The 19274-nt window shown below is 73.4% G+C and carries 15 protein-coding genes and 1 tRNA gene; 8 read left to right on the forward strand and 8 right to left on the reverse strand.

Annotated features, from left to right (window positions below; all coding sequences use genetic code 11):
• Nucleotides 1–6 precede the first annotated feature (6 nt).
• Together ACZ4TW_RS11245 and ACZ4TW_RS11250 are read right to left on the reverse strand one after the other, a co-directional pair.
• The gene (locus ACZ4TW_RS11245) at nt 7–1017 is read right to left on the reverse strand and encodes a tRNA (adenine-N1)-methyltransferase (RefSeq protein ID WP_465542869.1); all 1011 of its coding nucleotides are present in this window, start codon (nt 1015–1017) and stop codon (nt 7–9) included.
• Nucleotides 1017–1691 carry an HAD family hydrolase gene (locus tag ACZ4TW_RS11250; protein WP_465542801.1) on the reverse strand — a complete coding sequence of 225 codons (675 nt, stop codon included), beginning with the start codon at nt 1689–1691 and terminating at the stop codon, nt 1017–1019. The genes ACZ4TW_RS11245 and ACZ4TW_RS11250 overlap by 1 nt, the downstream gene beginning before the upstream one ends.
• A 77-nt stretch (nt 1692–1768) precedes the next feature.
• Here ACZ4TW_RS11250 and ACZ4TW_RS11255 point away from each other — a divergent pair, with 77 nt between their 5' ends.
• Complete coding sequence (locus tag ACZ4TW_RS11255) at nt 1769–2677, forward strand: PAC2 family protein (protein WP_465542802.1); 909 nt, start codon at nt 1769–1771, stop codon at nt 2675–2677.
• A gap of 37 nt (nt 2678–2714) precedes the next feature.
• Here ACZ4TW_RS11255 and ACZ4TW_RS11260 read toward each other — a convergent pair whose 3' ends face one another.
• Together ACZ4TW_RS11260 and ACZ4TW_RS11265 are read right to left on the reverse strand one after the other, a co-directional pair.
• On the reverse strand, nt 2715–3536 hold the full coding sequence (locus ACZ4TW_RS11260; protein WP_465542803.1) for an undecaprenyl-diphosphate phosphatase: 822 nt from the start codon (nt 3534–3536) through the stop codon (nt 2715–2717).
• Nucleotides 3537–3615: 79 nt separating this feature from the next.
• A complete protein-coding gene (locus ACZ4TW_RS11265) occupies nt 3616–4971 on the reverse strand; it encodes a M20/M25/M40 family metallo-hydrolase (protein ID WP_465542804.1) in 1356 nt (451 codons plus the stop codon).
• Between the two features lie 93 nt (nt 4972–5064).
• Between ACZ4TW_RS11265 and ACZ4TW_RS11270 the strand changes: the two genes are divergently transcribed.
• The 6 genes from ACZ4TW_RS11270 to ACZ4TW_RS11295 all read left to right on the forward strand — a co-directional run bounded on the left by ACZ4TW_RS11270 (nt 5065) and on the right by ACZ4TW_RS11295 (nt 13465).
• Nucleotides 5065–5148, forward strand: a tRNA-Leu gene (locus ACZ4TW_RS11270).
• A gap of 260 nt (nt 5149–5408) precedes the next feature.
• Nucleotides 5409–6203, forward strand: coding sequence for a hypothetical protein (locus tag ACZ4TW_RS11275; RefSeq protein ID WP_465542805.1), 795 nt, complete (start codon nt 5409–5411; stop codon nt 6201–6203).
• A complete protein-coding gene (locus tag ACZ4TW_RS11280; RefSeq protein WP_465542806.1) occupies nt 6200–7765 on the forward strand; it encodes a DNA polymerase Y family protein in 1566 nt (521 codons plus the stop codon). Before ACZ4TW_RS11275 ends, ACZ4TW_RS11280 begins: the two co-directional genes overlap by 4 nt.
• Nucleotides 7765–11220 carry an error-prone DNA polymerase gene (locus tag ACZ4TW_RS11285; protein ID WP_465542807.1) on the forward strand — a complete coding sequence of 1152 codons (3456 nt, stop codon included), beginning with the start codon at nt 7765–7767 and terminating at the stop codon, nt 11218–11220. The genes ACZ4TW_RS11280 and ACZ4TW_RS11285 overlap by 1 nt, the downstream gene beginning before the upstream one ends.
• Nucleotides 11221–11309: 89 nt before the next feature.
• Entirely contained in the window at nt 11310–12482 is a 1173-nt protein-coding gene (locus tag ACZ4TW_RS11290) for an MFS transporter (RefSeq protein ID WP_465542808.1), read from the forward strand.
• Between the two features lie 101 nt (nt 12483–12583).
• Nucleotides 12584–13465, forward strand: coding sequence for a DUF3097 domain-containing protein (locus ACZ4TW_RS11295; protein ID WP_465542809.1), 882 nt, complete (start codon nt 12584–12586; stop codon nt 13463–13465).
• Between the two features lie 27 nt (nt 13466–13492).
• On the opposite strand, the gene ACZ4TW_RS11300 is transcribed toward ACZ4TW_RS11295, so the two are convergent.
• The 3 genes from ACZ4TW_RS11300 to ACZ4TW_RS11310 form a co-directional block, all read right to left on the reverse strand.
• The gene (locus tag ACZ4TW_RS11300; protein ID WP_465542810.1) at nt 13493–14245 is read right to left on the reverse strand and encodes an SDR family oxidoreductase; all 753 of its coding nucleotides are present in this window, start codon (nt 14243–14245) and stop codon (nt 13493–13495) included.
• A gap of 11 nt (nt 14246–14256) precedes the next feature.
• Complete coding sequence (locus ACZ4TW_RS11305; protein WP_465542811.1) at nt 14257–15351, reverse strand: VIT1/CCC1 transporter family protein; 1095 nt, start codon at nt 15349–15351, stop codon at nt 14257–14259.
• 183 nt (nt 15352–15534) lie between these two features.
• Nucleotides 15535–16011, reverse strand: a complete 477-nt coding sequence (locus ACZ4TW_RS11310; RefSeq protein WP_465542812.1) for an Lrp/AsnC family transcriptional regulator — start codon at nt 16009–16011, stop codon at nt 15535–15537.
• A 110-nt stretch (nt 16012–16121) separates the two neighbouring features.
• On the opposite strand from ACZ4TW_RS11310, the gene ACZ4TW_RS11315 reads away from it, so the two are divergent.
• The gene (locus ACZ4TW_RS11315) at nt 16122–17363 is read left to right on the forward strand and encodes a trans-sulfuration enzyme family protein (protein ID WP_465542813.1); all 1242 of its coding nucleotides are present in this window, start codon (nt 16122–16124) and stop codon (nt 17361–17363) included.
• A 30-nt stretch (nt 17364–17393) separates the two neighbouring features.
• Here the strand turns inward: ACZ4TW_RS11315 and ACZ4TW_RS11320 are convergent, their stop codons facing one another.
• Nucleotides 17394–19265, reverse strand: a complete 1872-nt coding sequence (locus ACZ4TW_RS11320; RefSeq protein ID WP_465542814.1) for a DEAD/DEAH box helicase — start codon at nt 19263–19265, stop codon at nt 17394–17396.
• Nucleotides 19266–19274 lie beyond the last annotated feature (9 nt).

Below are 19274 nucleotides of genomic sequence, written 5' to 3' on the forward strand. Positions count from 1 at the left end.
GACAGCCTAGTCGGCGTCGGCGGGCGGGATGGTGGGTTCGGCGTCGTCGCCGCGCGAGGTGCGCGCCGCGGCATCCGCGGCCCGGGCCCGCTTGCGCAGGACCTTGTCGCTGACGTTGCGCTCGCCGAGCGCGCCGGGCGTCCAGGCTTCGACGTCCTCGTCGCTGAACTCGGTCTTCGACGGACGGCGCTTCAGCTCGGGCAGCACGCTGCCGGGTGCGAGCCGACGAGCGGTGAGGAGGAAGCCGGTGTGCGCGATCATCCGGTGGTCGGGCCGGACCGCGAGGCCCTGCACGTGCCATCCGCGCACCATGGTCTCGTTCGCCTGCGGTTCGGTGTACCAGCCGGTCGCCCGGATCGCCTCGGCCACGCGCGAGAGCTGCGTCACGGTCGCGACGTAGCAGAGCAGCACGCCGCCGGGCTTCAGCGCGGTCGAGACGACGTCGACGCACTCCCATGGGGCGAGCATGTCGAGCACGACGCGGTCGACCGTCGCGTCGGCGGCCTGCTCGGGGAGCGTCTCGGCGAGGTCGCCGAGCGTGATGGACCAGTTCGACGGGTCCTCGCCGTGGAACGTCGCCACGTTGCCGCGCGCGACCGACGCGAACTCCTCACGGCGCTCGAACGAGAGCAGGCGCCCCGTCGGGCCGATCGCGCGGAGCAGCCAGAGCGACAGCGCCCCCGACCCGACCCCGGCCTCGACGACCGTCGCCCCCGGGAACACGTCGGCCTGCGCGAGGATCTGGGCGGCGTCCTTCGGATAGACGATCGCGGCGCCGCGCGGCATCGACATCACGAAGTCGCTGAGCAGCGGCCGCAGCGCGAGGTACTCGACGCCGACCGCGTTCGCGACGACCGAGCCGTCGGGCAGGCCGATCAGGTCGTCGTGCGCGATCGGGCCCTTGTGCGAATGGAAGACCCTGCCCGGTTCGAGCGTGATCGTGTGCAGGCGCCCCTTGGGGCCCGTGAGCTGCACGCGGTCGCCCGTGCGGAACGGCCCGCTCGCCTCCCCGCGGATCACGCGCGTTCCCAGACGGATGCCGCGACCTCGACGACGTCGTCGAGTGAACGGCCGTCGAGGGTCGGCCACACCACGTGCGACGGCGCCTCGTCGAGCGGCAGCATGTGCGGCACGCCGATCGAGACGGCGCCCGCGGACATCGCCGCGGCCAGTCCCGTCGGCGAGTCCTCGATCGCGACGCAGTCGGCGATGTCGACCCCGAGACGCCCGGCGGCGGCGAGGTACGGCTCGGGATGCGGCTTCGGCGCGGCGACCTCGTCGCCCGTCACGAGCTCGTCGAACGCCGCGAACGGGATGGCGCCGACGATGTCCTGCGCCATCGAGCGGACGGACATGGTGACGAGGGCGGTCGGGATGCCCGCATCGCGCACCGACTTCAGCAGCGCCTGCGCGCCCGGCTGCCACGGCACGCCGTGCTGCGCGAGCTGCTCGCGCACGCGCTCGGTGAGCCGCTGCACGATCTCGTCGGCGGGCAGGTCGACTCCCGCGCGCTGGAACACCGCTGCGGCATCCCACAGGCCCGCGCCGACGACCTGCAGCGCGTCCTGTTCGGTCCACGTGCCCCCGAACTCGCGGATGAGCTCGATCTCGGCCTTCATCCAGTACGGCTCGGTGTCGACGAGGGTGCCGTCCATGTCCCAGAGGACGGCGGCGGGGAGGCGCTTGGTCACAACGGGCGATTCTATCCGCACCGCCTATTGTGGAGGTGAGCCCGGAGGTCCCGGGTTCGGGAAGCGGGGCGAACCGAGTGCAGCATCCGACCGGGTTCGAGGGCGGACGACTCCTCATCGTGGCGTTCGAGGGCTGGAACGACGCAGGCGAGTCGGCCACCGGTGCAGCCAGGCTGCTGGCCGAGCGGCTGGGCCTCGTCGAGATCGCAGCGGTCGATCCCGAGCTGTACTTCGACTACCAGTTCACGCGTCCGACCATCCAGGCCGACGACGACGGCGTCCGCCGGCTCACGTGGCCGGGTGCCGCGATCCTCGGCCCGAGCGGCATGCCGCCCGCCGACGACGACGAGGTCGTCACGGGTCCCGGCGCCGACACGCTGCACGTGCTCCTGGGCGCCGAGCCGGCGCGCACGTGGAAGGGCTTCGCGGCCGAGCTCATCGACGCGGCGCTCTCGGCCGACATCGAGGGCATCGTGCTGCTCGGCGCGATGCTCGCCGACGCACCCCACACGCGGCCGCTCGCCGTCTTCGCCTCGAGCGAGAACCCCGAGGTGCGCGCCGCGCTCGGGGTCGAGCGATCCACGTACGAGGGGCCCGTCGGCATCCTCTCGGTCATCGCCGACCAGGCCGAGCGGGTCGGCATCCCGACCGTGTCGCTCTGGGCCTCGGTTCCGCACTACGTGCACAACGCGCCGTCCCCGAAGGCCGTGCTCGCGCTGCTCGGCAAGGTCGAGGAGCTCACCGGCCTCAGCATCCCGCGCGGCTCGCTCGAGGATGAGGCGCAGCAGTGGGAGGCGAGCGTCGACGCGCTCGCGGCCGACGACGAGGAGATGGCCGGCTACATCCAGCAGCTCGAGCAGGCGCGCGACGCGGTCGACGCGCCGCAGGCCTCGGGCGAGGCGATCGCGCAGGAGTTCGAGCGGTACCTCCGCCGACGCGGCGACCAGCCCGGCGGCGGGCCGTGGCGTCCGCGCGACGTCGGCTGAGCCATCCGCTCGCCTCGGCCGCGGCGCCTGCCGCGGATCAGTACGGCTCGAGGACGCCGGCGCCGAGCAGGATGAAGATCGTGACGCCGAGCGCGATCCGGTAGATCACGAACGGCAGGAAGCTGTGCCGCGAGATCCACTTCATGAAGACCGCGATGATGAGGATGGCGACGCCGAACGCGACGGCGGTCGCGACCGCCGTCTCGAGCGGACCGTAGACCGCGGGCTCGCCCATGCTCTTGAACAGCTGGAAGAAGCCCGATCCGAACACCGCGGGGATCGCGAGCAGGAACGCGTACCGCGCCGCCGCCGCGCGCTCGTAGCCGAGCAGGAGGCCCATCGTGATCGTGCCGCCCGAACGCGAGACGCCCGGGATGAGGGCGAGCGACTGTGCGAGCCCGAAGTACAGGCCGTGGGGGTAGGTGAGGTCCTCCAGCTTGCGGCGCTTCGCGCCCGCCCAGTCGGCGAGGCCGAGCACGACGCCGAAGACGACGAGCATCGTCGCCACGATGTACAGCGAGCGGAACGTCGTCTCGATCTGGTCCTGGAAGAGCAGGCCGAGCACGACGATCGGGATCGAGCCGATGATGATGAGCCAGCCCATGCGCGCGTCGGGGTCGCTGTGCGGGATCCTCCCGCGGATCGCCCGGAACCAGTGGCTGATGATGCGCACGATGTCGCGCCAGAAGAAGACCACGACTGCGGTCTCGGTTCCGAGCTGCGTGATGGCCGTGAACGCCGCCCCCGGGTCGGCCGCGTTGGGCAGGAACTCGCCGAGGATGCGCAGGTGCGCGCTCGAGGAGATCGGCAGGAACTCGGTCAGTCCCTGCACGAGGCCGAGGATGATGGCTTCGAACAACGGCGAATCGCCTTCCCGCCCTCCGGCACGGCGGAGGGCATCGGACCGTCGTGGTCGGGCTGGGGGTGGACCGCGCAGCTCAGTACGCGAGGAGCAGGTCGCGCAGGACCTGCCTACCGAAGACTAGTGCGTCGAGCGGCACGCGCTCGTCCACGCCGTGGAACATCGAGGGGAAGTCGATCCCCTCGGGCAGCCGCAACGGGGCGAAGCCGTATCCCGAGATGCCGAGCCGGGACAGCGACTTGTTGTCGGTCCCGCCGCTCAGCAGGTACGGGAAGACGTTCGCTTCGGCGTCGTGCGCCCGCAGGGCGGTCGTCACCGCGTCGACGAGCGGGCCGTGCGTCGGCGCCTCGAGCCCGACGTCGCGGTGCACGATCTGGATCTCGATGTCGGGTCCGATGAGCTCGCGGATCTCGGCGAGCACCGCATCCTCCTCGCCGGGCAGCGTGCGGATGTCGACGAGCGCCTCCGCACGATCGGGGATCACGTTGTGCTTGTAGCCGGCGTCGAGGAGGGTCGGGTTCGAGGTCGTGCGCAGGGTCGCCGTGATGAACCCCGATGCGGAGCCGGTCGCCATCGCGAGCTCGTCGGGCGCGGCCTGCTCGGGGTCGACGCCGAGCGCGGCGGCGATCGCGGCGAGCAGCTCGCGCGTCGTCCCGGTCAGTCGCACGGGCCATTCGCGGCGGCCGATCTTCGCGATGGCCTCGGCGAGCGTCGTGACCGCGTTCTCGCGGACGAGCCGGGAGCCGTGCGCGGCTCGACCGTGCGCGACCAGTCGGACCCAGACGAGGGACTTCTCCCCCGTCTGCAGGAGGTACGCGCGCGTGCCGCCGACCGTGATCGAGTAGCCGCCGACCTCGCTGATCGCCTCGGTCGCGCCGGCGAACAGCTCGGGATGCTCGTCGACCATCCAGCTCGCGCCGTACAGGCCGCCGGCCTCCTCGTCGGCGAAGAACGCCACGACGAGCTCGCGTTCGGGCAGTCGGCCTGCGGCGAGGATGTCGCCGACCGCGGTGAGGATCATGGCATCCATGTCCTTCATGTCGACCGCGCCGCGCCCCCAGAGCATGCCGTCGCGGATCTCGCCGGCGAACGGGTCGACGCTCCAGTTGCGGGGATCGGCCGGCACGACGTCGAGATGGCCGTGCAGCACCAGCGCGGGCTTGTCGGGATTCGCGCCGGGGACGCGCGCGACGACGTTCGCGCGACGCGGCGCCGATTCGTGGAGCACGGGCTCCAGGCCCATCGCCCGCAGGCGGGCCTCGACGTACTCGGCGGCCTCGCGCTCGCCGTTCGAGCGGCCCTCGCCGTGGTTGGTCGTGTCGAACCGGATGAGGTCGCGCGCGATGACCGCGGTCTCGTCGAGGACGGCCTCGGACGGCTCGGCGGCCGCCGCGGCGGGGGGTCGTGCGTCGGTCGGGGTCGTCTCGGCCATGCGCTCCACCGTAGCGCCGGGGCGTGGTCGGTGGGCCCGGAAAAGCGTGCTAATGTCTTCTACGGCCGCCGAGCGATCGGGGGCTGAGACAACGCGCGGGTGGCGGAAATGGCAGACGCGCTAGCTTGAGGTGCTAGTGCCCTAACGGGCGTGGGGGTTCAAGTCCCCCCTCGCGCACGCGTTGTCGAGAAGGCCGGATCTTCGGATCCGGCCTTCTCGCGTTTCCGGGGTTGCGTGGCGTTTCTCAGGCGTTATCCGGCGGGTCGCCGTCATCGACGGCGTGTTCGCCTGAGATGCGTGTGGATCCGGCGCGTCCGACCTGAGAAACGAACTCGAGGAGGGGGCCGGCGGACGGGCGACCCCCGGTCGGGGGCGTGGACGCGTGGCATCCGCGACTTGCCGTATTCGAACATGTGTTCGAACATTGAGTGGTGACGATGACCGCTCCCCGACCAGCACCGGCCGCTTCCCCGCCGGCTGCGGAGCCGGGTGCGGAGCCGGGTGCGCGGCTCGAGCGCGTCGAAGCGCTGCAGGCGCGCATCCGCGGCATGCAGGCCACCAGACTCGACTCGCGAGCGGTGCCCACGCATCCGGCGCTCGCCTCGGTGCTGCCCGGCGGCGCGCTGCGCGAGGGCGCGGTCGTGCAGGTCGAGGGGTCGGTCACGCTGCTCATGGCCGCGCTCGCCGGGCCGTCGCAGAGCGGCCGATGGGTCGCGGTCGCGGGCATCCCCGAGTTCGGCGTCGAGGCGGCAGCGCGGTTCGGCATCGACCTCGAGCGGCTCGTGCTCGTGCCCGACCCCGGCCGGCAGTGGCTCACAGTCGCGGCGGCGCTCGCCGACGTCATCCCGGTGGTCGCGGTTCGACCCGTCGGCCGGCTCGCGCCCGCCGAGGCGTCGCGGTTCACGGCCAGGCTCCGCCAGCGGGGCGCGCTGCTGCTCGTCGACGGCGACTGGCCGGGCAGCGACGCACGGCTCGAGCTCGAGCAGAGCGACTGGAGCGGACTGGAGCACGGGCACGGGCACCTGGCCGAGCGCGAGGTCGTCGTCCGGGTCACGGGGCGCGGCGAGGTCGGCCGGGGCAGCCGGCGCCGCCTGCGGCTGCCCGCGGGCGATCTGGGGTTCGCCGCGGTCGACGAGGTCGGCGCGATGGAGCGCGACGCGACATCCGCCACCTTCGACGCAGCTGCAGGCGGCCTCGTGCACCGGCCCGATTTCGCGGCGAGGGCGTCGTGAGCACGGCCGTGCGCACCATCGTGCTCTGGTGCCCCGACTGGCCGGTGCTCGCCGCGTGCCGCGAGGCGGGCATCGACTCGGCGGCGCCGGTCGCGCTCACCGAGGCGGGGCTCGTCCACTCGTGCTCGGCGGCGGCCCGGCGCGACGGCGTCGCGCGGGGGCTGCGGCTCCGCGAGGCGCAGTACCGCTCGACCTCGCTCACGGTGCTCGAGTACGACGCGGCGCTCGACCATCGCGCGTTCGAGCCGGTCGTGCGCGGCATCGAGGCGATCGTGCCGGGCGTGCAGGTGCTTCGGCCGGGCACGCTGGCGATGCGGGCACGGGGCCCGGCCCGGTACTACGGCGGTGAGGATGCCGCGGCGCGGGCGCTGCTCGAGGCCGCCGCGGGGCTCGGGGTGGTGGGCGCCCGGGTGGGCGTGGCAGACGGTCCGTTCGCGGCCGAGCAGGCGGCGCGTGCCGCCGCGGCAGGCCGACCCGGCACGGCGGTGCACGTGGTGCCGGCCGGCGGGGCGGCCGCGTTCCTCGCACCGCTGCCCGTCGCGCTCGTGGTCGACGCGCGCACCGCGACGCTGCTGCACCGGCTCGGCGTGCGCACGCTCGGCGAGTTCGCGGCGCTGCCCGACGACGACGTCCGGCGACGGTTCGGCGCGGCGGGCGCGTTCGCGCACGACCGCGCCGCGGGGCGCGAGCAGTCGCGCGTCGCCCCGCGCACTCCCCCGCCCGACTTCGAGGTCGAGCAGCACTTCGAGCCGCCGCTCGACCGCATCGACCAGCTCGCGTTCGCGTTCCGTGTGCGGGCCGAGGAGTTCATCGAGCGCATGCGGGCCGTGCGGCTGGTGTGCACCGGCATCCGCGTCGAGCTCGACGACGAACGCGGCGGGCACTCGAGCCGCAGCTGGCTGCACCCGCACTGGTTCACGCCCGCCGACGTGGTCGACCGGGTGCGCTGGCAGCTGCAGGGCGCGGGCACGGTCGATGCGGGGCTCGATTCCCCCGTCGTGCGGCTGCGCGTGGTGCCCGAGCGCGTCGACTCGACGGGCAACCACGAGCAGGGCCTCTGGGGCGGCGGGCCCGACGAGCGCGTGCATCACGGGCTGACCCGCGTGCAGAGCATGCTCGGCCACGAGGGGGTCGTGACCGCGGCGATCGGCGGCGGGCGCATGCTCGCCGACCGGCAGGTCCTCGTGCCGTGGGGCGACCGCGCCCCCGAGCGCGGCTCAGCCGACGCGCCGTGGCCGGGGAGCCTGCCCGCGCTCGCGCCGGCCAGCGTGTTCCGCGAGCGGCTTCCGGTCGCGCTCGTCGACGCGGGCGGCACGGCCGTGGCGGTCGATGCGCGCGGCGCGATCTCGGCGGCGCCCGCCTCGTTCGCGGTCGGCGCTGCCGGGCGGGCCGCGCCCGCGGCCGTGCGCGCGTGGGCGGGTCCGTGGCCCGTGGTGGAGCGCTGGTGGGATGCCGAGCGCGCCCGCCGCGTGCACCGGTTCCAGGTCGTCGACCACGACGGCTGCGCATGGCTCCTGGTCCGCGACGCCGACGGCTGGTGGGCCGAGGCGAGGTACGACTGATGGGCTGGAACAACCCCGAGATCCCGTGGTCCGAGCTCGAGCGGCGGCTCTCCGACCGGCAGCGGCCGAGCGCCTCGAAGGTCGTGGCCGACGGCGGCGACAGCCCGGGGTGGAGCCGGAAGCGACATCCGTACCGCCCGTCCCAGACCGCCGACGAGCGACCCGCCGGGCCCGTCGTGCCGTACGCCGAGCTGCACGCGCACTCGACGTTCAGCTTCCTCGACGGCGCGTCGGGGCCAGAGCGGCTGGTCGAGGAGGCGCACCGGCTCGGCCTCACCGGCATCGCCATCACCGACCACGACGGCTTCTACGGCGTGGTGCGCTTCGCCGAGGCCGCCGAGTCGTACCCCGAGCTCGACACGGTGTTCGGCGCCGAGCTGTCGTTCGGGCTCACCGAGCCGCAGATGGGGGCGGCCGACCCCGAGGGCGACCACCTGCTGGTGCTCGCCGCGCGCGAGGAGGGCTACCATCGGCTCGCGTCGGCGATCACCGCTGGCCAGCTCGCGGGCGGCGAGAAGGGTCGCCCCACGTACTCGCTCGAGGAGCTCGCCGCGCGCGCCGACGGACACTGGGTGGTCTCCACGGGGTGCCGCAAGGGCGCCGTGCGTCGGGCGCTCGCCGGCGAGGGCGGTACGGATGCCGCGCGGCGCGAGCTCGACCGGCTCGTCGCGCTGTTCGGCCGCGACCAGGTGGTCGTCGAGCTCACCGACCACGGCGACCCGCTCGACCAGGTCCGCAACGACGCGCTCGCCCAGCTCGCGACCCGCGCGCGCCTGCCCGTGCTCGCGACGAATGCCGTGCACTACGCGACGCCGGGCGAGCACCGGCTCGCGTCGGCGCTCGCGGCGGTGCGGGCCCGGCGCAGCCTCGACGAGCTCGACGGCTGGCTGCCGGCCTCCGATGGGCTGCACCTGCGCTCGGGCGCCGAGATGCTCGCGCGGTTCGACCGCTACCCCGGCGCCGTCGCCCACTCCGTGACCCTCGCGCGCGACCTGACGTTCCGGCTCCGCAGCGCGCGGCCGAAGCTGCCCCGGCAAGAGGTGCCCGAAGGGCACACGCCCATGTCGTGGCTGCGCGAGCTCGTCTGGCGCGGCGCCGAGCGACGCTACCCGGGCGTACCCGACTCCGTGCGCGACCGGCTCGCGAAGGAGCTCGACGTGATCGAGCAGAAGGACTTCCCCGGCTACTTCCTCATCGTGCACGACCTCGTGCAGGAGGCGCGCCGCCGCGGCATCCTCTGCCAGGGTCGCGGGTCGGCGGCGAACTCGGCGGTCTGCTACGTGCTCGACATCACCGGCGTCGACTCGATCTTCTACGAGCTGCCGTTCGAGCGGTTCCTGTCGTCGCTGCGCGACGAGGAGCCCGACATCGACGTCGACTTCGACTCCGACCGGCGCGAGGAGATCATCCAGTACGTCTACGGCAAGTACGGCCGGCACAACGCCGCGCAGGTCGCGAACGTGATCAGCTACCGGCCGAAGGGCGCCGTGCGCGACATGGCGAAGGCGCTCGGCTACTCGACCGGTCAGCAGGATGCGTGGTCGCGCCAGGTCGAGCGCTGGGGCGCGGTGGTCGAGACGCAGGACCATGACATCCCGGAGGCCGTCGTCGAGCTCGCCGAGCAGCTGCTGACGTTCCCGCGCCACCTCGGCATCCACTCCGGCGGCATGGTGCTCACCGACCGTCCCGTCGGCGAGGTCTGCCCGATCGAGCACGCGCGCATGGAGAACCGCACCGTGCTGCAGTGGGACAAGGACGACTGCGCGTGGATGGGCCTCGTGAAGTTCGACCTGCTCGGGCTGGGCATGCTCGCGGCGCTGCAGTACACGTTCGACCTCGTGCGCGAGCACACGGGCGAGCACTGGGAGCTCGCGACGATCCCGAAGGAGGAGCCCGCGGTCTACGACATGCTCTGCCGCGCCGACTCGATCGGCGTGTTCCAGGTCGAGTCGCGCGCGCAGATGGGCACGCTCCCCCGGCTCAAGCCGCGCTGCTTCTACGACCTCGTCGTCGAGATCGCGCTCATCCGTCCGGGTCCGGTGCAGGGCGGCGCGGTGCACCCGTACATCCGTCGGCGCACGGGCGAGGAGCCGGTCTCGTACCTGCATCCCAAGCTCGAGCCCGTGCTGCGGCGCACGCTGGGCGTGCCGCTGTTCCAGGAGCAGCTCATGCAGATGGCCGTCGCGGTGGGCGACTGCGACGCGGCCGACGCAGACCTGCTGCGCCGGGCGATGGGTTCCAAGCGCGGCGTCGAGAAGATCGAGAAGCTGCGCGCGAAGCTCTACGCCGGCATGGAGCGCAACGGCATCGCGCCCGACGTGGCCGACGCGATCTACGAGAAAATCGAGGCGTTCGCGAACTTCGGCTTCGCCGAGAGCCACGCCATCAGCTTCGGGCTGCTCGTCTACGCGAGCTCGTGGCTGAAGCTGCACTACCCGGCGGCGTTCCTCGCGGCGCTGCTGCGCGCGCAGCCGATGGGGTTCTACTCGCCGCACACGCTCACGGCCGACGCGCGCCGGCACGGCGTCGAGCTGCTCCGACCCGACCTCGCGCGATCGGGTGTGAACGCCGGGCTCGAACCGCGCGAGGCGGACGGCCCCGATGAGCCGGCGACGGATGCCGCGGCGGGGGCGAGCGGCATCCGTCGCCACACCGGCATGCCGGCGTGCGCCGACGCGACGCAGCCGCCCGTCGGCGAGTTCCATCGCGACGCGCCCGACCGCTCGGCGGAGCACCGTCGCGACGGCGCGTTCGCCGTGCGGCTCGGCCTCGCCGACGTCACCTCGATCGGCGCGAAGGTCGCCGAGCGCATCGTCGCCGAACGCGAGCAGCACGGTCCGTACCGCGACATGGCCGACCTGTCGCGCCGAGCCGACCTCGATGCGACGCAGCTCGAGGCGCTCGCGGCGGCCGGCGCGTTCGAGTGCTTCGATCTCGCGCCCCGGCAGGCGTTGTGGCTCGCCGGCGAGGCAGCGCAGGATCGTGCCGACTACCTGCCGGGCGCGGTCGTCGTCGTGCAGCCGCCGCTCCTGCCGATGCTGAACGATGCCGAGCAGGTCGTGTACGACCTCTGGGCGACGGGCATCTCCCCCGACGACCACCCGATCCGGCACGTGCGCGACCGCCTCGATGCCCGCGGGGTCGTGCGCATCGACCTGCTCCGCGAGGCCGAGTCGGGTCGGCGCCTCGAGGTCGGCGGCGTGGTCACGCACCGTCAGCGCCCGGCCACCGCGAGCGGCATCACGTTCATGAACCTCGAGGACGAGTCGGGGACGCTCAACGTGATCGCGAGCGTCGGCGTCTGGACGAGGTACCGCCGCATCGCGCGCGAGGCGCCCGCGATGGTCGTCCGCGGCATCCTCGAACGCTCGAGCGAGGGCGTCGTCAACCTCGTCGCCGACCGGTTCGAGCCCCTCACGGTGTCGACGACGAACCGATCGCGCGACTTCCGCTGACGTGCCGGGCGCCGCGGCATCCGCTCGGCGGTACGCTGAGTGCGACCCGGGCGAACGGTGCGGAGCGCACCGCGGCAAGGGGGTGCGTCATGGCCGAAACGGCACGGGCGCCGTTGTTCACCCGCTCGTTCGTCGCCCTGACGATCGCCGACCTGGCCTACTTCACCGCCGCGGGGGTGTCGATCTTCGCCCTCCCGCTGTACGTGACCGGGCCCCTCCGCCATGACGAGGTCGCGGCGGGTTTCGCCTTCGGCGTGTTCGCGGTCTCCGCGCTGGTGCTCCGGCCGTTCGCCGGGCGGCTGACCGACCGCATCGGCCGGCGTCCGCTCCTCGTCGGCGGCGCACTGCTCGCCGCGGCATGCCTCGCTCTCACCGCCGTCGCCGCCGACCTGGTGACGATCATCGTCCTGCGCCTGGCCGCGGGCGTCGCCGAGGCCGCGTTCTTCGTCGCCGGCTTCGCCGCCCTTGCCGACATCGCCCCGGTCGAGCGCATCGGCGAGGCCCTGTCGTACAACTCGCTCGGCCTCTACCTCGGCATCGCGCTGGGGCCGCTCCTCGGCGAGGTGCTGCTCGAGAACCTCGGCTACCCGGCGACGTGGCTCGGCGCCGCCGCGCTCGCGCTCGTCACGGCCGTGCTCGTGCTCGTCATCGGCGAGACGAGCTCGACGCGCACCGAACGGGGTGAACCGTTCCGCATCGTGCACCGGCCATCGATCCCGGCGTCGATCGGCTTCCTCACCTCGCTCGCCGCCATCGGGGGATTCCTCGCCTTCGCGTCGCTGCACGCGACCCGGGTCGGGATCGCCGACCCGAGCCTCGCACTGTTCGCCTACGGGGCCATCGTGGTCGCCTGCCGCATCGCCTTCGCCCGGGTTCCCGACCGACTGCCATCGCTGCCGCTGGGCGCCGCGGCCCTCGCGACGATCGGCACCGGCCTGGTGCTCGCGGCGGTCTGGCCGGATCCATCGGGGGTCTTCGCGGGCATCGCCGTCATCGCCGTCGGCGTCAGCTTCAGCACACCGGCGTTCTTCTCGGCGATCTTCGCCACGGCCGGCCCGGCGGAACGCGGCATCGCCTCGGGCACCGCGAGCGCGGCGATCGACCTCGGACTCGGAATCGGACCGATCCTGCTCGGCTTCGTCGCCGCACCGTACGGCATCCCGTGGGCGTTCGCACTCGCCGCGGGCGTCGCGTTCGCGGGGTCGGCGTGGATGGTGCTGCTCACGCGCCGCCGTGCGGTGCCTCGACCAGCGGTCGAGTAGCCCACGAGCGCGTCGCACCCGCTGGTCGAGGAGCGCCACAGCGCTTCGAGACCACGCCGTGTCGCCCGGTCGCACGAACCCGGCTCGGTTAGCCTCGTCCGGTGCCTCCCGCGACCAACGATCGATTCGGCCCCGACCGCTACGGCGGCGACGTGCTCGCCGGCGACTGGCGGGCCGCCGGGCGCCGCACCATCCCGGACGTCCCGGCGACCCGTGACCTCGTCGTCGAGCTCGCAGCCGACGGCTACTGCGGCGCGGTCGTCGCGGTCGAGAAGCAGACCGTGACCCTCGAGGACCGCCATGGCCGCACGCGCATGTTCCCGCTCGGCACCGGCTTCCTGGTCGACGGCGAGCCGGTCCGGCTCACCGCACCCACGCCGTCGGCGCCGCAGGGCCGGCTGCGCACCGCATCGGGTTCGTTCGCGACCGCCTCCGGCCCGGCGAAGGTCGCCGTGCCCAGCCGGATCTTCGTCGAGGGCCGACACGACGCCGAGCTGGTGGAGAAGATCTGGGGCGCCGACCTGCGGGTCGAGGGGGTGGTGGTCGAGTACCTCGAGGGTGTCGACGTGCTCGGCGAGGTGCTCGACGACTTCCGTCCCGGGCCCGGACGCCGCGTCGGCGTGCTCGTGGACCACCTCATCCCGGGCTCGAAGGAGCAGCGGATCGCCGACGCCGTCATGCGCGGTCGGCACCGCGGACACGTGCTCGTCGTGGGGCACCCGTACGTCGACATCTGGCAGGCGGTGAAGCCCGCGCGGCTCGGCCGCGACGCGTGGCCCACCATCCCCCGGGGCACCCCGTGGAAGCACGGCATCTGCGCCGCGTTCGGCTGGCCGCACGAGGAGCAGGCCGACATCGCGCGCGCCTGGCAGCGCATCCTCGGCCGGGTGCGCGGCTACGGCGACCTCGAACCGGCCCTGCTCGGCCGGGTCGAGGAGCTCATCGACTTCGTGACCGCGCCGGCCGAGTCATCCGTCGGCTGAACGGCGCCCGAGCGACCCGCCACGCCCTCAGATGGAGAAGCCGCCGTCGGAGGTGATGAGCTGGCCGGTGATCCAGCGCGCCTCCGGCGACACCAGGAACCGGACGAGCCGCGCCGCGTCGTCGGGCGTGCCGAGCCGCCCGGTCGGCTGCCGCTCGGCGAGGAGCCTGCGCGTCGGCTCGTCCATCCATCCGGTGTCGACGGGTCCGGGGTTGACGAGGTTCGCCGTCATGCCGAGCCGGGCGAGCTCGCCGGCCGACGCGACGACGATGCGGTCGAGCGCGCCCTTGCTCGCGCCGTACGGCATGTTGCCCACCACGTGGTCGCTCGTGAGCGCGACGACCCGCCCGCCACCGTCGGGCAGCTGCCGGGCGACCGCGCGGATCAGCAGCCACGCTGCTCGCGCGTTCACGGCGAAATGCCGGTCGAAGCTCTCGACCGAGGTGCTGAGGATGCCGCTGTCGACGCTCTCGGAGTGCGCCAGCACGAGCGCGCCGACCGGGCCGAGCACGCTCGAGGCCTCCTCGACGATGCGGTCGGGCGCCTCGGGGCGCGCCAGGTCGGCCTCGATCGGGAGGGCTCGTGCTCCGGCCGCCTCGAGATCGCGGGCGAGCGTGACCGGGTCGGCGTCGGGCTCGCCCCCGAACGACATGCGCCGCTCGTAGTCGCGCCAGTACGTGAATGCGACGTCCCAGCCGTCGGCAGCGAGGCCGAGGACGATCGCCGCGGCGATGCCGTTGCGCCGGCCTGCGCCGGTGACGAGGGCGACCGGTCGGGACATGTGACGGGCTCCTATCCGATGGTGGTGCCGAAGGCGAGGCCGAGGAGGTACGTGACGGCCGCCGCGCCGAGCCCGATCGCGAGCTGTCGCAGCGCGCGCTTGAGCGGCGACGCGCCGGAGAGCAGGCCCACGGTCGCTCCGGTGAGCAGGAGGGCGAGGCTCACGAGCACCGTCGCGGTGACGATGGCGGCGGTGCCCGACATCCCGATCAGCCAGGGCAGCACCGGGATCAGCGCGCCCGACGCGAAGAAGAGGAAGCTCGAGATCGCCGCGCTCATGCCCGTGCCGACGGCCTCGTCGTCGTGGTCGACCGTGCCGATCGCGTCGGTCGGTGCCTGCCGCCGCTCGGCCGCCTGCACGCGCGCGATCACGAGGGCGGCCTGGTCGATGGCCTCGTCCTCGGCCATGCCGCGAGCACGGTAGACGAGCGCCAGCTCGTTCGCGTCGATGTCGAGGTCGCCGAGCGCCTCGCGGGCGGTGGGATCGGGGGCGGATGCCTCGAGCAGCTCGCGTTGCGAACAAACCGAGACGTACTCCCCCGCGCCCATCGACAGCGCACCGGCGAGCAGGCCGGCGATGCCCGTGAACAGCACGACGGGGGCGGGGACGCCGGTGGCGCCGATGCCGAGCACGAGCGCGAGGTTGGAGACGAGCCCGTCGTTGGCGCCGAACACCGCGGCACGGAAGGTTCCCGCGAGCCGGCGCCGGCCACGCGCCGCGAGCCCGCGCACGACCTCGCCGTGGATGCGCTCGTCCGCCGCCATCGCCGCGGTCGCGTGCGGGTCGCTCGAGTAGGGCGAGCGAGCCTCGGCGCGCTGGGCGAGCGCGAGCACGAAGATCGACCCGAATGTGCGGGCGAGTGCCGCGAGCACGCGCGTTCGGACATCCGCACGCGGGATACCGGTGTCGTCCCCGTCGAGGAGGGCGAGCCAGTGGGCCTCGTGGCGGCCCTCGGCGGCCGCGAGCGCGAGCAGGATCGCGCGCTCCTCGCCGTCGCGGCGCGCCGCGAGTTCGCGGTAGACGGCGGCCTCGGCGCGCTCGGCGGCGAGGTACCGCTTCCAGCGGGCGCGGTCGGCCGGGGTGCCCAGGGGCTGCTCGGTGGTCATGTCGGCTCCATCGGGTCGCGGGCGGCCCGTCGCGATCCCGTCGGCTCCGGCGCCCGCCTCGTCGCGTTCGGCCCCGCGGGGCCCCCGAAAGGCTAGCGGCACGGATGGCGCGCACACGCGCCGAGCGGCCGGATTGGCAGCATTTCGGAGTGCCGAACGCGGCCGGCCGCGCCGGCCCGCCGGTCAGCCGACGAGCTGCTGCCAGCCGTCGCCGTCGACGTGCTCGAAGATCAGGTTCGTCTCGGTGTGGGCGACCGCGGGGTGGCCCGTGAGGTGCGCGAGCACGAACTCCCGCAGCTCCTCGGCGTCGCGCGCGGCGACGTGGAGGAGGTAGTCCTCGGCGCCGGCCATGTGGAACACGCCGAGCACGCCGGGCAGGTGGGGCACCGCGTTGCGGAACGCGTCGATCTCGGAGCGGTCGTGCTTGACGAGCCGGATCGCGATCAGCGCCTGCAGGGAGACGCCGAGCGAGGCGAGGTCGACGTCGACGCGGTACCCGCGGACCGTTCCGAGCGTCTGCAATCGGCGGAGGCGCAGCGACACGGTCGACTCGGCGACGCCGACCTCGGCCGCGAGTGCGGCGCCCGACGCGCGGGCGTTCTTCGACAGGGCGGCGAGCAGCGACCGGTCGACGCGATCGAGTTCGGGTTTCTGCACCATGACTCGCTTCCCTTTCATATGACTACGAAGATTCTGCGCCCGCAGAGCAAGAAGTGCAAGACTCTGCATGCGGACTTGAAAAACGTCACAGATTCTGCTTCATTGCTCGCATGCTGACAACGACGTCGAACCTCGAGACCCGTGCCGTCCATGCTGGGATGGCGGGAGTGCGCGAGCAGGGCTCCCACGTCCCCACGATCGATCTTTCCACGACGAACCCGCTCGGCGACGTCGAGAACGGCGGCCTGTCCTACGAGGCGCTCGCCACCGGCGGCTCGCTGGGCGACGACCGCTCGGCGGTGTACCAGCGACTGTGGCACCCGGGCGTCGCCCGGTTCGAGACCGCGCTCGCCGACCTCGAAGGTGCGGAGGGGGCCGTCGCCTTCGGCAGCGGGATGGCGGCGCTCGCGGCCACGCTGATCGCGACGGCCTCCGCGGGGACTCCGCACGTCGTCGCGGTGCGGCCGCTCTACGGCGGCACCGACCACGTGCTCGAGGGCGGGCTGCTCGGCACCGAGGTGACGTGGACCGACGTCGACGGCATCGCGAGCGCCATCCGCCCCGACACCGGCCTCGTGATCGTCGAGACCCCCGCGAACCCGACGCTCGAGCTCGTCGACCTGCGCACGGTGGCGGATGCCGCGGGGCGCGTGCCGCTCCTGGTCGACAATACCTTCGCGACGCCCGTGCTGCAGCGCCCGATCGAGCACGGCGCGACGCTCGTGCTCCACAGCGCGACCAAGTATCTCGGTGGGCACGGCGACGCGATGGGCGGCGTCGTCGCCGGCCCGACCGGATGGGTCGAGCGCCTCCGCCGCGTCCGCGCGCTCACCGGCGGCCTGCTGCACCCGATGGGCGCCTACCTCCTGCATCGCGGCATCCGCACCCTCCCGGTTCGCGTTCGCGCGCAGCAGGAGACGGCGGCCGAGCTGGCTCTTCGCCTGCAGGCCCACCCCGCGGTCGCGCGAGTCCGGTATCCCGGCCTGCCCGGCCAGGACCCGCAGGGCCTCATCGGCCGGCAGCTCGCAGGTCCGGGCTCGATCATCGCGGTCGAACTCGCCGGGGGCTTCGATGCCGCCTGCCGGTTCACCGAGGCGTGCGAGCTCGTGACGCACGCGGTCTCGCTCGGCGGCGTCGACTCGCTCGTGCAGCACCCCGCCTCGCTCACCCACCGACCGGTCGCGGCCCACGCCAAGCCCCACGCGGGCGTCGTGCGCCTCTCGATCGGGCTCGAGCACGTCGAGGACCTCACCGCCGACCTCATGGCCGCGCTCGACGCGGCAGCGGAACCCCGGGACCTCGGTCGTTCGCACGAACCCGCGGCACCGGCGACGGTCGACGCGGCGAGCTGAGCCGCGCGGCATCGAGGGCGCGCCGACGGTTCAGCGCCCGGACAGGCGCTTGCGCAGCAACTCGATGCGCGACTGCAGCTGCGTTACGGTCGCCTGCGCGACCTCGGGGCCGCCGCACGCGCGCCGGAGTTCGGCGTGCACGAGCGAGTGCGCCTGCCCGTTCTGCCGGGCGTACAGGCCGACGAGGCTGTTGAGCAGCGTCCGCTGCTCCTTGAGGGTGCGGTAGAGCGCGACCGGCTCGGCCGAGCCCGCCGCCGCGTCGCCGTGGGCGTCGGCGCCGTCGGTCGCCGCGGCGTGCTTGCGCCGGTCGGCGGCGCGGCGCGCCTGCCGCGCCTGCCGGTGTCGCAGCAGCTCGGAGACCTGCTCGGGCTCGAGGATGCCGGGGATGCCGATGAAGTCGAGCTCCTCGTCGCTGCCGGGCTCGGCGAACGTGCCGAACTCGGTTCCGTCGTAGACGACGCGGTCGAAGTTCGCGTCGGACCCGAGGGCCTGCCAGGTGAACTCGGCCTCGAGCTCGTCGGAGCCCTTCTCCTCGCGATTGGCAGACTCGAGCAGGCCGTCGTCGAGGCCGGGGTCGTTGTCGCCGTCGCCGGAGCGGCGGTCGAGCGCGTGGTCGCGCTGCCGCTCGAGCTCGGACGCGAGCGCCATGAGGACCGGCACGTTGGGGAGGAAGACCGACGCGGTCTCGCCGCGACGGCGGGCGCGCACGAACCGCCCGATCGCCTGCGCGAAGAACAGCGGCGTCGACGAGCTCGTGGCGTAGACGCCCACGGCGAGGCGCGGCACGTCGACCCCCTCGGACACCATGCGGACCGCCACCATCCACCGGCTCGTGCCGTTCGAGAACTCCTCGATGCGCGCGGAGGCCTCCTTCTCGTCGGAGAGCACCACGGTGACCTTCTCGCCGCAGACGCCCTCGAGGATCTCGGCATAGGCGCGCGCGACGGACTGGTCGGTGGCGATGACCAGCCCCCCGGCATCCGGGATCGCATGCCGCACCTCGGTGAGGCGCCGGTCGGCGGCCTGCAGCACCGACGGGATCCACTCGCCCGTCGGTTCGAGTGCGGTGCGCCACGCGGCCGAGTGGATGTCCTTCGTCGCATCCTCGCCGAGGCGCGCCTCCATCTCGTCGCCCGCCTTCGTGCGCCAGCGCATGCTGCCCGCGTAGACCATGAAGATCACGGGTCGAACGACGCCGTCTGCGAGCGCGCGGCCGTAGCCGTAGTCGTAGTCGGTGCTCGAGACGCGGATGCCCTGCGCGTCGGGCTCGTAGTGCACGAAGGGGATCGGCGCGGTGTCGCTGCGGAACGGCGTGCCCGTCAGCGAGAGGCGCCGGATGGCGGGTTCGAAGGCCTCGCGGATGGCGTCGCCCCACGAGAGCGTGTCACCGCCGTGGTGCACCTCGTCGAGGATCACGAGCGTGCGACCCGACAGGGTCAGCTCGCGATGCAGCGCGGGCCGCACGGCGACCTGCGCGTACGTCACGGCGACGCCGTGGTAATGGCGTGCGCTGCGCCCGTGCGCGTTGCGGAACCCGGGATCGAGCCGGATGCCGACGCGCGCCGCGGCATCGGCCCACTGCCGCTTCAGGTGGTCGGTCGGGGCGACCACGGTGATGCGGTCGATCGTGCGACGGGCGCGCAGCTCGGCCGCGAGCCGCAGCGCGAACGTCGTCTTGCCTGCGCCCGGGGTCGCAGCCGCGAGGAAGTCGCGCGGCTCGGTCGCGAAGTAGCGGTCGAGCGCCTCGGCCTGCCACGCGCGCAGCTTCGATGCGGTACCCCAGGGCGCACGGGCCGGGAACGACGGTGAGAGGTGCTCGGCGGCCGAGGTGCCAGGCAGGTGCTGGCCGGAGGGGGTCGCTGTGCTCACTGGATGGGAGGCTACCCGAGCCGGCTGACACATGACCACTCG

Source organism: Agromyces sp. NPDC029043 (assembly GCF_055564615.1).